This window comes from Leptolyngbya sp. CALU 1928, from assembly GCF_056784215.1.
Genome location: NZ_JBXBCE010000001.1, coordinates 630258 through 645206, shown reverse-complemented (window position 1 = coordinate 645206; position 14949 = coordinate 630258). Strand labels below are relative to the sequence as shown.

General features: G+C 49.2%; 14 protein-coding genes. 5 read left to right on the top strand and 9 right to left on the bottom strand.

Going from position 1 to position 14949, the window contains the following annotated elements:
• Positions 1-46: 46 nt before the first annotated feature.
• The 6 genes from proC to der all read right to left on the bottom strand — a co-directional run bounded on the left by proC (position 47) and on the right by der (position 5647).
• Positions 47-853, bottom strand: a complete 807-nt coding sequence (gene proC / locus AC1S5B_RS02895) for a pyrroline-5-carboxylate reductase (protein WP_482034219.1) — start codon at positions 851-853, stop codon at positions 47-49.
• A 120-nt stretch (positions 854-973) separates the two neighbouring features.
• Positions 974-1582 carry a cell division protein SepF gene (locus AC1S5B_RS02890; protein WP_482034218.1) on the bottom strand — a complete coding sequence of 203 codons (609 nt, stop codon included), beginning with the start codon at positions 1580-1582 and terminating at the stop codon, positions 974-976.
• Positions 1583-2214: 632 nt separating this feature from the next.
• Positions 2215-2892 (bottom strand): YggS family pyridoxal phosphate-dependent enzyme, encoded by a 678-nt coding sequence (locus AC1S5B_RS02885; protein ID WP_482034217.1) that lies wholly within the window; start codon positions 2890-2892, stop codon positions 2215-2217.
• Positions 2889-3158 (bottom strand): transcriptional coactivator PipX, encoded by a 270-nt coding sequence (gene pipX / locus AC1S5B_RS02880; protein WP_482034216.1) that lies wholly within the window; start codon positions 3156-3158, stop codon positions 2889-2891. Before pipX ends, AC1S5B_RS02885 begins: the two co-directional genes overlap by 4 nt.
• Positions 3159-3280: 122 nt before the next feature.
• On the bottom strand, positions 3281-4267 hold the full coding sequence (locus AC1S5B_RS02875; RefSeq protein WP_482034215.1) for an energy-coupling factor transporter transmembrane component T family protein: 987 nt from the start codon (positions 4265-4267) through the stop codon (positions 3281-3283).
• 3 nt (positions 4268-4270) lie between these two features.
• Positions 4271-5647, bottom strand: a complete 1377-nt coding sequence (gene der / locus AC1S5B_RS02870; protein WP_482034214.1) for a ribosome biogenesis GTPase Der — start codon at positions 5645-5647, stop codon at positions 4271-4273.
• Between the two features lie 209 nt (positions 5648-5856).
• Here der and AC1S5B_RS02865 point away from each other — a divergent pair, with 209 nt between their 5' ends.
• The 3 genes from AC1S5B_RS02865 (at position 5857) to nadB (ending at position 10603) form a co-directional block, all read left to right on the top strand.
• Positions 5857-8145: a tetratricopeptide repeat protein gene (locus tag AC1S5B_RS02865; RefSeq protein ID WP_482034213.1), complete on the top strand. Its 2289-nt coding sequence runs from the start codon at positions 5857-5859 to the stop codon at positions 8143-8145.
• A 145-nt stretch (positions 8146-8290) separates the two neighbouring features.
• Positions 8291-8770 carry a photosystem II complex extrinsic protein PsbU gene (psbU, locus tag AC1S5B_RS02860; protein WP_482034212.1) on the top strand — a complete coding sequence of 160 codons (480 nt, stop codon included), beginning with the start codon at positions 8291-8293 and terminating at the stop codon, positions 8768-8770.
• Between the two features lie 114 nt (positions 8771-8884).
• Complete coding sequence (nadB, locus tag AC1S5B_RS02855) at positions 8885-10603, top strand: L-aspartate oxidase (protein WP_482034211.1); 1719 nt, start codon at positions 8885-8887, stop codon at positions 10601-10603.
• A gap of 61 nt (positions 10604-10664) precedes the next feature.
• Here the strand turns inward: nadB and AC1S5B_RS02850 are convergent, their stop codons facing one another.
• Positions 10665-11663: an FHA domain-containing protein gene (locus AC1S5B_RS02850; protein WP_482034210.1), complete on the bottom strand. Its 999-nt coding sequence runs from the start codon at positions 11661-11663 to the stop codon at positions 10665-10667.
• 342 nt (positions 11664-12005) lie between these two features.
• Between AC1S5B_RS02850 and AC1S5B_RS02845 the strand changes: the two genes are divergently transcribed.
• Together AC1S5B_RS02845 and rbsK are read left to right on the top strand one after the other, a co-directional pair.
• Positions 12006-12500: a DUF427 domain-containing protein gene (locus AC1S5B_RS02845; RefSeq protein ID WP_482034209.1), complete on the top strand. Its 495-nt coding sequence runs from the start codon at positions 12006-12008 to the stop codon at positions 12498-12500.
• A 3-nt stretch (positions 12501-12503) separates the two neighbouring features.
• On the top strand, positions 12504-13427 hold the full coding sequence (gene rbsK / locus AC1S5B_RS02840) for a ribokinase (protein WP_482034208.1): 924 nt from the start codon (positions 12504-12506) through the stop codon (positions 13425-13427).
• A 39-nt stretch (positions 13428-13466) separates the two neighbouring features.
• On the opposite strand, the gene AC1S5B_RS02835 is transcribed toward rbsK, so the two are convergent.
• Both AC1S5B_RS02835 and AC1S5B_RS02830 read right to left on the bottom strand, forming a co-directional pair.
• On the bottom strand, positions 13467-14015 hold the full coding sequence (locus AC1S5B_RS02835; RefSeq protein ID WP_482034207.1) for an FKBP-type peptidyl-prolyl cis-trans isomerase: 549 nt from the start codon (positions 14013-14015) through the stop codon (positions 13467-13469).
• 142 nt (positions 14016-14157) lie between these two features.
• Positions 14158-14916 carry an HAD family hydrolase gene (locus AC1S5B_RS02830; protein WP_482034206.1) on the bottom strand — a complete coding sequence of 253 codons (759 nt, stop codon included), beginning with the start codon at positions 14914-14916 and terminating at the stop codon, positions 14158-14160.
• Positions 14917-14949: the final 33 nt, after the last annotated feature.

Genomic DNA, 14949 nt, shown 5'->3' with positions numbered 1-14949 from the left:
ACTCCTGTCCCTTTTTAGTATGTTTAATTCAGCAACCCTAAAAGACTTATGACTTGCCTAATTCCTGCGATCGCACGTAGGCAGCGCGAACAGACTCAATCAAAGCAGAGCGAACTCCAGCACGCTCTAAATGAGCAATACCAGCAATAGTAGTGCCGCCGGGGCTAGTCACCTGATCTTTTAGTTGAGCCGGGTGCATTCCAGTGTTTTGCAGCAGTTGGGCGGAGCCTTTAACGGTTTGAACGGCAAGTTTTGTAGCGATCGCTCTCGGCAATCCTACTGCGACCCCGCCATCCGCCAAGGCTTCGATCATCAGGGCGACATACCCTGGACCAGAGCCAGATAAACCTGTAATGGCATCCATATAGGACTCTGCCACTTCTACCACTTCTCCAACCGCTGCAAAAATGTGCGTTGCTGCTTCTAAGTGATGGGGTTGAGCAAGCAGACCCGGCGCGATCGCAGTGATTCCTGCGCCAACGGTTGCAGGAGTATTGGGCATCGCTCTGATCACCGCTTTTCCAGGAAAAGCCCGTTCTAATTTTTCTAAGGGTGTGCCTGCCAGAATCGATAAGATCAGTGCCAGCAATGGGGTTTTATCCTCTGCAAGCTCAGCCGCAACTCGATCAAATACCTGCGGCTTAATTGCCAACAGCAGCACCTCTGCCTGGGCAACTTCTAAATTTTGAGCAGTCGTTTGAACGCCGTAGCGATCGCTCAAAAACTTCCGGCGTTCTGCTTGCGGATCGCTCACTAAAATTTGCTCAGCCGCATACACGTCTTGAACAACAAGGCGGGAAATGAGAGCTTCTCCCATCATCCCGCCACCGATCATGCCAAGTTGAATCGACATTTCATCTCCTGAGCTGTTTGACCGCGCTCTTCAAATCAAGAAGCGCAAAAATGAATCATCAATCGTTAATCTACAATCAGCAAGCGACAACGACTAATGATTAATTTTTAACAGCTTATGTTACTGTGCCATGCGGACTTGCTCACCACCCCATGTTGCAGCGGGGTTCGTTGCACGGGGAATGCGAACTTGAGGCTGTGGGACTTCGTGAACCACGTTATTTTGCGTGCTGACTTGAACACAGCTAGGCGTGAACAAGAAGATGCTTTCGCCAATTCGCTCTTGGTGACCATCGATCGCGTAGGTGCCACCTGCCACAAAGTCAACTGCTCGCTGAGCCTGATCAGGGTCCATAATCGTTAGATTTAGCACAACAGACTTGCGTTCCCGCAGAGCCTGAATCACTTGGGGCATTTCTTCAAAAGAGCGCGGCTCCATCACCACTACTTCAGAAATGCCATTGACGGCTCCCGGCATACCAATTACGTTGCTCATTGAGGCTGCATTCATGGTTGGTGCTCCCACAGTAGTTGTTTCAGTCATCATCGGGCGATCGCGAAAACGACTCCGGCGAGCGCGAGGCTCTTCAAGAGAAGGTTGTTGATCTTGATCTTGTTGATAAAGACCTTGATAGTCTTCCCCGTCCATTTCGTCATACTCATATTCATATTCCGCTGGCTCATTAAAACCAACAAAATCTCGTAGCTTACCAAAAATATTGTTGCTCACTGTTTACGCTCCATCACGATCAGTTAATTATTCACACACATTTTCCAATACTCACCGATGCACTCTGATAATCAGCAGTTTCAATCTGTCAAAGCACAATAAAAACTGCCTTTCAGGTTACGCGCTAATTAAAAACTTTTAGATGATGGCATTGGTTGACGCGGTAGGTCAATCAATTCAATGCTCCTACCCATTTTTGCTTAATTGATAGGTTAGTATACTCTTACTTGGGGAAAGTGGATCTTTTGTTAAGATTTTTAATTTTTCTGTTGAAGATGAAGAAAGAAAGTTTCAAAAAGCCTGATTTTGCTCAATTTAACAGCCTTATCACCCAACAGAATCCAAAACCTCAGCACTAATGATCCTTCCTAGAAAACAGAAGAACTCGTTGATGTTAGTAAATTAAACCTTTTTGCTAATTTATTTCTACTTTCTTGGTTGAACTATGAAACTCTAAAAGCAATGCTAGAAGCTAAAGCAAACAAACGCTTTAAAGAGTTTGACGCTATCCCTAGTAGTCTGTGTTTACTACCATTAACTCTTTAGTTTTTTCTGTCAATTTTTATACATTCGACTAACGCTTAAGATTGACGATTCCTGTAGGGAGTCCTGCGGAAAGCTTCGCTAACGTTTCACGAATCGGCAAACAAAACCCGTCCCAAGCGAATCATCGTCGCTCCTGCTTGAATGGCTAGAGGAAAATCTCCTGACATCCCCATGGAAAGTTCCCTTAACTGAACTCGCTGCCAGTTTTGTGCTTGAATTGTGCTGGAAAGCTGACGATTTTGTTCAAATAATTTAAGCACTTCTGTATCACTCAAGCCCATTGGCGGAATGGTCATCAATCCTTTGATGTGAAGATGCTGACACTGCTCTAGTTCGGTGAGATCAGTTAATAGCTCCGATGGTGCCCAGCCGTATTTGTTAGGGTCTGGCAACAGTTTTATCTGCAAGCAAATCTGAGGCTTTTGGGTGAGTTGGGCGGCTAGACGATCAAGCCGCAGAGCCAGTTTCAAGCTATCAACCGACTGAATCCATTGAAAACATTGCAAGGCTTTCTGGGCTTTATTCATTTGCAAATGTCCAATCAAGTGCCAAACGATGTCGGGCAGATCGACTAATTCTCTTTGCTTACTTTCAGCTTCTTGAACTTTACTTTCCCCAAAATCTCGAACTCCCGCTGCATAAGCCTCTCGCATTGCTTCTATCGGCACCCGTTTGGTGACTGCGATTAACCGAACGGAGGGCGGCAGGGACGCTTGAATGGCAGCAATGCGCTCGGAAATTGTACCGACTAATTGAATCGTCATTGAAAGGTTTGTTTGTAGAGTTTGAGGAGTTCAGTGTGTTCGGGTGAAGAGCCTAAACGTCGCAATTGCCGAATACGATTTTCAATCGCTAATCGGGCATCAGCTCGACCAACAGGCTCAAACTCTAAGCCGCTTTCGCCCGTGGACACTAGGAAAAACAACCTCTGGGCGTAAAGCGTTGTGAATAACTCACGGTTTGCATCAACTAGACACATTCTAAAAAGCAAGCCAAAGTTTGGATGATTTAAGTAATTTTCGTCGCTCATTGAAACTTGCTTTGGATAAACGCTCTCGATAGTACATGGTTTTGGTTCTACGCCTATCGATTACCCTATTTTCTTATGAGGTAATCGATCCAACGATGGGACTGGAACGATAAATCAATCCATTAAAGACCGACATTCCAGAAGATGCGAACTCCCCAGAATAGAATGATAGCCGCGATCGCCACCCAATCTAGAATTCTCAGGCGAAATTGGTGCCATGGAACGTGGTGCTGATTTGGTGTGGTAAACCCGCGAACGGTCATCGCGCTGGAGATTTGCTCTGCCCTAAGCAACAGGTTCTCTAGCAATCGCTCCGCCACGAGCAGCCAAATCTGAAGGGTGCGACGTAGCCCCAGCTTTTTCCAGTTAATGGCGCGGGTGCTGACCGATCGCACCAGATTTTGAAATTCTTCTAGCACGAGTGGAATAAACCTCAAAGAAAGAGTCAGCGTTAGGGCAATTTCCGTGACGGGTACTTTGAAGCGGCGTAGTGGACTCAGCCAATTTTCGATCGCAGCAGTCACGGCTTCGGGTGCGGTCGTTAGCAAAAACAGGTTTGTACTATAAAGCAGCGTGAATAGTAAGGTGCTAACTCGAATGGCAAGATCCAGCGATCGACGGGTGACGGTCAACGAACCCACCTTCAGCAGCACATAGCGATAATCAGTGGGCTGTGATAATGCGATCTCTGGCGGTAGTTCTATAGGATTCTCTGGAGCTTTCGTCCAAGTGAATGGATTCCAGGATTGGGATTCTTGGGGGGGTGGCAGTGTTGTTTGTTGAGAAAACGCAAGTTCATTTTCAGGCAGTCGGGGCTGGTGACTGGCATTTAACCCGTCAGGAAGCAGCGTTGTCAGCACAAAAGTGAGGACACAAACGAACGTTAGCCAACCAAGCTGTTGCCGCCAAACTCGCAGCGGGATTTGGGCGGAAAGAGTTAATAACAGCAGCAATGCCACCAACAGAAGCCGCCAGAGTGGAGTTGCTAGGATTGGCGCTAGCAGGAAAGTTAATAGCCATGCTAGTTTGATCCGAGGATCAAGGCGATGCAGCCAGGTGGTGGGTTGTTCTAAAAAAAGCCCCAATGGGAGCGATCGCAGCAAATCCATACGCTACTTTGTTTTCACTCGTGTGGCTCGGTTCACAGTTCGTTCAGTCTTTTCTAGATCGCGAAGCTTTTTGCCCCGCCAAAATAGCCGCAGCGGCGTTCCTGTAAATCCAAGAGATTGACGAAACTGGCGCTCAATATAGCGTCGATAGCCATCGCTAAATAGGTCAGGATCATTGACAAATAATGCGATCGAGGGCGGTTGAGTGCTAACCTGAGTGCCGTAGTAAATCTTGCCTTGGCGACCTCCACGGGTGGTGGGCGGCGTATGCCAACTAGCGGCATCTTCCAGCACTTCGTTAATCACGGAGGTTGTCACGCGACGACGATGCTGCTCAGCGCCAACGTTCACAAGATCCAAAATCTTTTCGACCCGTTGTCCCGTTTTTGCACTAATGAAAATCATCTCTGCCCAATCTACAAAGTGCAGCCGATTGCGAATGTCACGTTCGTACTCATAAATTGTTTCATTATCTTTTTCAATGGCATCCCATTTGTTGACAATTAGCACACAGGAGCGCCCTTCTTCTTCAATGCGTCCTGCCAGTTTTTGATCTTGCTCGGTCACGCCATCGATCGCATCTAGGACAAACAAAACCACATCGGCACGGGCGATCGCCTTAAAGGCGCGGTTGATGCCAAAAAATTCGGGACCGTATTCCACACTCTTTTTTTTGCGAATGCCAGCAGTGTCAATCAAGCGATAGGTTTTGCCATCCCGCTCGATCAGGGTATCGATCGCGTCGCGAGTGGTGCCCGAAATGGGGCTAACAATGGCACGATTTGAGCCAACAAACGCATTCAAGAGGCTCGATTTGCCGACGTTCGGTCTTCCTGCGATCGCCACTTTGATTTCGTCATTTTCAACGATTTCATCCTGGGGCGGCAAATGCTTCAGCAATTCATCCAACAGATCCCCGGTGCCGCTGCCATGAATGCCAGAAACCGGGTAGGGTTCACCCAAGCCCAATTCCCAAAACTCCATTGCCTGCATGATGCCATGATCAACTGATTCGCACTTGTTCACTGCCACCAACACGGGTACAGGCTGTTGTCGTAGCCAGTCAGCAATTTCTAGATCGCCACCGGTTGGTCCAGTCATACCATCCACAATGAAGATCGCCGCGCTCGCCTCGGCTAATGCGGTCAATGCTTGTTCGCGGATCAGGGGTAAAAATTCTGTGTCGTCGTCAAATACTAAGCCGCCCGTATCGACTACCATAAATTCACGATCGCGCCAATAGGCGGGCTTGTAGGTGCGATCGCGCGTTACGCCGGGTTCGTCATAGACGATCGCTTCTTGCACCCCCGCCAACCGATTGACAACAGTAGACTTGCCCACATTTGGGCGACCAATAATGGCAACAATAGGGAGTGGCATAGGTGAAGACGCTGAAAGGAAAGCGAGTTCAAACTATTAATTTGTTTAATGCAAATTCGTTTGAATCTCAGTTCTTCATTCTAACGATCTTTGCAAGATGCTGTTGTGTTGATTTTATGCGACTTCCTTTTTTCTTAAATAACGCCACAATTTTCTGCCCACTTTCCTGAGAAGACCAAAAAACTCTGAAAGAGAGTGATATGTCCTAAATGCCGCCAGAGCCTCTTGATCCAAAGGCTCTGGCATTGATTTTTTTAACCATGACATTTGCCGACTGCCCTACGCCTGCCATTGTGATGAATGCTGCCGCTTATTCTATTTCTGGAGCAAACCAGAAGCTGTATTCGCGGCTGAAAACGTCGCTGCAACTTAATTTGCGTCGTCAAATCTTTTTAGCAGTCTGCGATGATCTAGAGCTACGCAGTTATCTGGTTGCCCAGTTGCAGACGGCGCTTTGCTCTCCGCGCTTTGTGAGTTTGAATTTGAATCTGAGTGATCCTAACCCGATGGCTCAAGTGGCTCAGTGGTTATCGCAGCATGATCATTCGTCCGATACGAGCCACTCTCCGGGCTTTCAGATTCTTGGGGTCGAGCATCTCACCCGCCAGCCCGCTCCTGTGCAAAAACGATTTTTGACCCATCTTCAAGCGATTGAATATTATTTGCCAGGAATCGACGGCACGATCGTGTTGTGGTTGCCGCGTCCTTGGCTGCGATCGCTGCAACAATCGGCTCCAGCTTTTTGGGATTGGCACACGGCATTATTTGAGTTTGAGGGTGATCCCGCCCCGCTGCGAAGCCTCAGTCAATCCCGGCTAAGCAGCGATCGCCCCCTAGAGTCTGCGATCGCCCCGCTTCAAATATTGCCAGCAACTCGCTACACCGATCATTCCAGCCCTGCCCAATCTTCTATCCCCGCCCCCGCCATTCCCGTTTATCACCCTGAGCCTTTGCCTGAATCTTTCCTAGAAGTTGCCCCAGTCGAAGAATCCATTTGGGATATGCTGACCTATGATTTAGCCCAGTTAGACGCAGGCAACCCGCAGCGCAACGGAGCAAAACACACCATTACGGAAGCGATCGTTGATGCAGTTAGTTCAAATACCTTACAAAACTCACAAGTCACCTCTTCTTTCGCTTCTACATCTCGCCTGACTCAGCAAATTCTCGCCGCAATTGCCAAAGAACCGACCCTAGCCGAACATCAAATAGCCCTGAGAAGCTTGCAGCAAATCGATCAGCTATTGGTGCAACGAGCCGCTCAAAAAACGATCGCAGCAGCCTATCGCGAGTTGGGTCGGCTCTATCAAAATCGATTGGAGCGGGGCAATCCATCACCCGAAACCCTAGATATTGCGATCGCGGTTCATGAAGAGACTCTGGAATGGCTGCAAGATGACACCCGGCAATGGGTGGATGGGGCAAATGATTTAGGCAATCTGTATTGGATGCAGTCTCACAGCGGGGTGACAGCCGATCCGCAACAACCGCTTAGCAGCTTGCAAAAAGCGATTCACATTTATACCTTGGCGTTGGATAAAACCCCGCCTCAAGCCAATCCTCACACCTACGCCATGATCCAAAACAATTTGGGATCGGCTTACGGAGATTTGGCTCACCATCAAGACCCAGCCAATAATTTACTGAAATCGGTTGAAGCCTACGAATCGGCTTTGCGCTATGGCGATCCACAAGAGGACACGGCACGCAACGCCGCCACTCAGAACAACTTAGGCACTGCCTGTTGGAATCTAGCTCAGCATCAACAGCCCATCGTTCGACTCAATCAGGCGATCGCCGCCTATCACGCTGCCCTCCAGTATTACAGCCCAAACTCTGAGCCGATGCACTATGCCATGATTCAAAATAATTTGGGCACTGCTTACTGGAATCTAGCGCAGCATCTTAAACCTAACCCAAATCCAAATCTGGCTCATTCTACGGTGTCTCCAACTCGACTGTTGCAACTGGCGATCGCCGCTTATCACACTGCCCTTAACTACCGCACGGTGGACACTGTACCTGCGTCTTTTGCGGCAACCCAAAATAATTTGGGTACTGCTTATTGGAACCTGGCAAACTTGAAAACAACTGCCCAGAGCGATCGCGGGCAACAGTTACAGCAAGCGATTAAAGCTTATGAAGCTGCGATCGCGGCGGTAGAATCACTCTCCGCCCCAACTGAACAGCGCCCTGCCCTCACTTTTGATATCTGCGCCACGTTTAACAACTTGGGCTTGTCTTATTTTCAGCTTGCGGGCGATCGACATAATAGCCTCACCCTACCTCAGCGCCAAACCTTGTTAGAGTCCGCTCTAAATCAACATGTGCGAGCGCTCCAAGGGTGGGAACCCCACTCCGATTTTTATCAGACAACCTTAGACTACATCACCCAAACGACCCGCGCTTTCCATAGTGAATTTGGTATCCAGGGTCAAACTCTGGCGCTTTCCAACATTCCAGCCAATCTTTTGCCAGAAATCATGAGAAAGCTGTGAAAAAGATGGCGCAAATATCACGTTTTCTGTAGAAGCGGGCTGTTCGGCTGAGAGCAATGATAGATAGGCACCGGGAAATGATAGGCTCTAAGAAATACCACACATCATCAAAATTCCGTGAGATGGAATGGGAGATATGAACTTTATGAAACGACTATTCTGCCTGTTGGTAACCTGCATGGTTAGCTTTTTGAGTTGGTCAGGTTTAAGCCAAACTGCATTCGCTACGACCCAAACTGCTTCAGCCAGCCAACTTTCGATCGCTCAATTTAGCTGGCTCAATACCGCTTCAGCCCCTAGGTTTTTTGCGAAAGCAGAAGTAGAAGCCGAAGCCGATCTTCGGGATGTTGTTAGCGACAAAATGAACGAGTTGGGTGCAAAAATCGATTTGAACAATACCAATATGCGGTCATTTCGGTTATATCAAGGGATGTATCCGACTTTGGCAAGCTTAATTGTTAAAAACGCCCCCTACGAAAACGTAGAGGATGTATTGGAGATTGATGGCTTAAGCGATCGCCAAAAGGAAATCTTGCGGACAAACCTAGATAGCTTCACCGCAACCACTCAAGAATCAGCGTTGGTTGAAGGGGCAGACCGAATTAATAACGGCATCTATCGTTAGATCATTTTCCTACCGCCTATCTTAAGTTGCTCAATGTCTATGCTTAAAGTAGACAAAGAGCAACTTTTTTTTATCCACCACTTTCTCAGAAAAATCTGTTTATGGGGTTAGCCCTTGTCTTCTAGCTTTGCAGCAACACCTCAATCTCTGTCACTGCTCCCAGCCTTTGATGTGCTGATTATTGGAGCGGGTGCAGCAGGGCTATACACCTCGCTTTGCTTGCCCAAACATCTCAGCATTGGTCTGATCACCAAAGAGCCAATTTCCCTGTCAGCCAGTGATTGGGCGCAGGGTGGAATCGCGGCTGTAATTGACCCAAACGATTCTTCAGATCTACATATCCAGGATACTCTTAGCGCTGGGGCAGGCTTATGTGATTATGATGCGGTTAAGTTTTTGGTAGAGCAAGCGCCCTCGTGTATTCAGGCGCTGGTGGAAATGGGAGTGGGCTTTGATCGCGATCGCGGCACCTTAGCCTTAACCCTAGAAGCCGCCCACTCTCGTCGTCGGGTGCTTCATGCTGCCGATACCACTGGACGTGCCCTCGTCAGCACCTTAGCAGAACAGGTTCTGATTCAGAAAAATATTCAAGTGCTGCAAGGCTTTGCGCTGGATCTGTGGATGGATGACACAACTCAACGCTGCTTAGGTGTTGCGATTGTTTACGGAGAACAAATCGGTTGGATTCGCGCTGGAGCCGTAATTTTGGCGACTGGCGGCGGCGGACAGGTGTTTGCCCAAACGACGAATCCAGAGTTGAGTACGGGCGATGGTGTGGCGATCGCCCATCGGGCTGGAGCGACCCTACGGGATTTAGAATTTGTTCAATTTCACCCTACCGCTTTAACGAAACCAGGTGCGCCTCGATTTCTCATTAGTGAAGCAGTGCGGGGTGAAGGTGCCCATTTAGTGGATGATCAGGGACGGCGTTTTGCTTTTGACTACCATCCTGATGGGGAACTAGCGCCACGAGATGTGGTCAGTCGAGCCATTTTCAGCTATCTACAAGCCACCAAAACCGATCCGGCAACTGCCCATGTCTGGCTCGATTTGCGCTCCATTCCTGCTGATAAAATTCAGCATCGGTTCCCTAACATTATCCAAGTGTGCAAACGGTGGGGAATTGATGTTTTTAACGAACCGATCCCCGTTGCACCTGCCGCCCACTATTGGATGGGGGGCATCACCACAGATATCGCTAACCGCACCTCTATTTCAGGCTTGTATGCAGTGGGCGAAACCGCTAGCACGGGCGTACAGGGTGCTAATCGCCTCGCGAGTAACTCGTTGTTGGAATGTTTGGTGTTTGGTGCTCAGTTTCGAGAAATGACGAGTGGCGAATGGGAAATGACGAGTGGCGTTCGCGTAGCGTCTCCGCAGGAGATATGGCGAGTGGCGAATGGCGAGCAAAATCTTTGTCCTAGTCCCTCTGAGATTGAATCTTTAGAACTTTTGCGGCGAGAACTGCCGCGCTTGATGTGGCAAAGTGCTGGAATTTGTCGAAATCAACACCAGATGGAAGCGGCGATCGCTCAAGTTGAAATCTGGCAACAGGAGTTGGCAGCCCTTCCCATGAGTCGATCGCTACAGGCAGTGAATCCGGGGCAAACAATTGAATTCACTTCGCCCAATCTCGCCCCTATTTTGCGGCTATGGGGCGAAACGCGGAACTTACTAGAAGTGGCTGGTTTAATGCTGAAAAGCGCTAACTTCCGCACAGAAAGCCGAGGTGGACACTATCGCCTAGACTATCCACAAACGCAACCTGAATGGCAAGTTCATACCTTAGTGCAAGCGGATCGCTGGTGGACAGAACCTGTTAAAACAGAGTAATTAGGGGGCGGGTGTGAGACGTGTGAGTTAGCTCATGCAAGCAAGAATAGCGCTACAAAAACTATGACTCAGTGCTGTTGCACTCAGCTTTTTTGAGAAACGTTTCGAGTTCAGGAAAGGTGCAAGCATAGGCGATCGCGGGTGCCTCATAGCCATGCATTGTGACGGTATGCTCTGACAAGGGCGTGGAGCCGTTCCCCAAGGTTGAGATATATTGAAAAGTCGTTTTACCTACAGAAATATCTTTGCCAATTTCCTTGGTAGACGTTTCTAAGCGGAAGGCAGCATTGACGGTATCACCCAAAGCTGTGTAATCTGGGCGATCGCCACTGCCCGTATTGCCAACCATGGCATGACCTGTGTTAATTCCCGCACCAATCCGCAGTGGAAACGGTAGGGGATAATGATTATAGAGATCGGTGGTCATTTTTTGCATCGCGCTAAGTGCCTGCAAAATTTGTAGCATTTCATGGTTATCCACTTCTTGTGCGCCGTGAATCCAAACTGCCATCACCGCATCGCCGATATACTTATCAACCCAACTGCCGTTTTCACGAATAATCTCTCCCGCATGGCGGAACCAAGTCCCAATCATTTCAGAAAGTATTTTTTCATCAAGCTGACGGGTTAATCCAGTGAAGTTGCGAATGTCTACGACCAGTACTGAAATCAACCGTCGCACATGCAAAGTTGCTGTTGCGGTGAAATCTTTTTCACTCCCTGGTTCTACCTCTTCAAAATGCTTTGAAGACGGACAGTAAAACTCAAGCTCAGTTTGCCCGAAGGTAAGATGGTCACCGTTTTTAAGCGTGACGGGAATGCTAACACGGCGATCATTGACAAACGACCCGTTGCGGCTACCTAAATCGATCAAATAAAACTCACCGCTTTCCATGTACTGCAACATGGCATGATTACGCGAAATCCACCGATCTGGCAGTACGAAGTTATTGTCCTCACTGCGACCTACTGTCCAACAGTTTGTCCCAGTCAACGGCAAGCGACGGTAGCCCGAATCAGTACGGAGCAGCAAATGAGGAGTGGGTTGTGTAGTCAACACAGACTGCATTTAAAGAAAAAACTTCCCCTATGATGCATCCCAACACATTAAGGCAGTGTCAGCATAGCGCCAAAGAGTGACTGACCACTCTTCATTTCGAGTGTACTCTGACAACGGGCGAATAGACATCCCCCTGACCCAACTTGGAATTATAATTCACAGACTGTCTCAGTATAGGTTTCTGCGACGCTGATGTAGCGTTGGGCGATCGCACTCTTAATCTTGTGACATTGCGTAACCAGTAGTCGAAGTTGACTTATAAAGAGGATGCTTGAACGTCAAAGATATTACAGAGTTAGTATTACAGAGTTATAAGTTGCTCTTTTTTTATCTAGGTTCACTATGCATCCCGATCGCATCGATCCTCAGCCCGGTCAAGAATCTGTGTGGGACTATCCCCGCCCTCCACGCTTGGAAGAAACCTCAAAACACATCCAAATTATTTTTAATGGAGTGGCGATCGCCGATACTCATCACGCTAAACGAGTCGTGGAAACCAGCCATCCGCCTGTTTATTACATTCCTCCGACTGACATCAAGCTGGAATATTTGGTGAAAAGTCCACGCGCTACTTACTGCGAATGGAAAGGACAGGGCGCTTACTATACGGTTGTGGTAGGGGATAAGCAGGCTGAAAATGTCGGCTGGTATTATCCACAGCCAACAGATGACTTTGCCGATATCAAAGATCATGTGGCTTTTTATCCAGCCCCCATGGATGCCTGCTACGTGGATGGCGAAAAAGTGGAGCCTCAGCCCGGTGGCTTTTATGGCGGCTGGATTACCCATGATGTGGTGGGTCCGTTTAAAGGTGCGGCTGGAAGCTGGGGCTGGTAAATCATGTCTATCGTTGTCTTTGGCAGCCTGAATATGGATTTGGTCGTGCGAACACCGCGCTTACTTGAGTCGGGTGAAACGCTGATTGGCTCAGATTTTTACACGACACCGGGCGGTAAGGGCGCAAATCAGGCGGTGGCGGCGGCAAAGTTGGGTATTTCGACAGAAATTATTGGTCGCGTGGGCGACGATGCGTTTGGGCTGGAGCTTTTAGCCGGGTTGAAAGCCGTCGGTGTTGGAACGGATGGCGTTCTGGTGGATGGTACTCATTCTGGCGTGGCGGTGATCACGGTGGCGGCAACGGGCGAGAACCAAATTATTGGGGTGTTTGGGGCAAATGGCACTGTGGATGAGACGGATGTAGAGCGGCTGAAGACCCGGCTGTCTGGCACCAAGCTTTTGCTGTTGCAATTAGAGATCCCGATCGCGGCTGTGAAGCAAGCGGCGCAAGTGGCTCATGCCGCAGGGATTCAGGTGATTCTCGATCCGGCTCCGGTGCCCGATGAAGCGATCGCGTCCTTATATCCATTCATCGATATTCTTGTACCCAATGAAATAGAAGCCGGACAGTTGGGTGGTTTTTCGGTGAATTCCCCTGAAACTGCGGCGATGGCGGCTAAGGCGCTGCAACACCAGGGAGTCAAAACCGTGATCATCAAGCTGGGCGCTCAAGGGGTCTTTTGTGCCACGCCGGATGAAACATTTTTTGTTCCAGCGTTTACAGTGGAAGCGATCGACACCGTGGCGGCAGGAGATGCCTTTGCGGGAGGCTTGGCGGCGGCGTTAGTAGAAGGTGCCTTACTCCAGCAGGCGGTGATTTGGGGTGCGGCGGCGGGCGCTTTGGCGACCACAAAAAAAGGGGCGCAAGCTGCAATGCCCGATCGCCCCACTTTCAATGCATTTCTCGTTGCCAAGGGCGTTACTTAACCGCCCCATAGCTCTCGAAACTCAAGACTCGAAACTTTTTTACCCAGCGCCCAAAAGTTCCACGTCAAATATTAGAGTTGCATTGGGCGGAATCACGCCACCGGCTCCGCGATCGCCGTACCCTAATCCGGGCGGAATCACCAACTGCCGACGACCGCCAACTTTCATGGTGGAAAGCCCTTCATCCCAGCCTTTGATCACTTGTCCAGCCCCCAGCTTGAATTTAAAGGGAGCGCCGCGATCGCGAGAGCTATCAAACTTGGTGCCATCTTCCAGAGTGCCGATGTAATGCACACTCACGGTTTGACCTTTGACCGGATCAGCACCCGTGCCTTCAACCAAATCAAGATATTTAAGACCAGAGGCGGTTGTAACGTAATTTTTAGATGCTTCCACTTTTTTTGCAGTTGTAATAGGGATTTCAGAAGATTGCGCGATCAGTTGGGCAGACGGGGCAAAGGTGGCTTCAATCGTTTCCGTCGTTGGCAGTTGAGACGCGATCGCGGAGTGTCCAGCGCTAAACTGAGAAACGACTAGCACCAGCACACATGCCAGCATCACTCCTACACTGACTAAAATTTCTTTCACAGCAAGCCTCCTGTGTCGTACCTGTTTACGGTCAGTCGTTGCGACACCAACGCTAACGCTTGAACATTGTAACTATTTCAAGGTTCCTTCGATCCATCGAGTTCGGTCACAGTTTGAACCTGCGGGTTTGGGATTTGCGGAATTATTGCCCTTCTGCCAGAGATCGCGCCAGTGCTAGATCAAAATAGGATTTGCCGCCTGAATTGCCTGCGATCACTTGAAAAGGCGCATCGGGTTCGCCAAACTGATCCAGCACGATCGCCGCTCCTGAAAAGTTGTGGTTTTTCGTGTAATCATTCAGCGTGATCACCGTTTTCAGCCCCGCTTGAACGGCAGATTTTAAGCCTTGCTGCGAATCTTCTAGTGCCAAACAATCCTCTGGCTTCAGCCCCATTTTTTCGAGGGCATACAGATAAATATCAGGAGCCGGCTTTTTCGCCGGAACAATATCTCCCGCCGCAATTACCTCAAACCAGGAGAGACTATCGGGCGCGAGGGCAGCTTCCAACAGTGCCGTTACGTTTTCTGGCGTGGTCGTGGTGGCGATCGCCAGTCTCACTCCCGCTTCCCGCGCTTCCTGAATCAGCCTGTGCGCTCCCGGACGCAAAGGAATGCTGCCTGCCTGAATCAAGGCTTTGTAGTGTTTCGTTTTCAGCTTGTGAATCGTAGCTGCCCACGTGGGCGCATCGGTGGCTAAGGGGTAATCGGGCTGATCTTCCTTCAAATATTGCTGCAATCGCTCCTTGCCGCCCGTGGTTTCTAGCAATTCACCATAGCGTTCCACCGTCCATTCCCAGTCCAGTCCAGACTCGGCAAAGGCTCGGTTAAACGCAATGCGGTGTCCATCTCGCTCGGTATCGGCAAGGGTTCCATCTACATCGAAAATCAGGGCTTGAAGCATGGGAAGGTAAAGGGTAAAAGGTAAAAGTAAAAA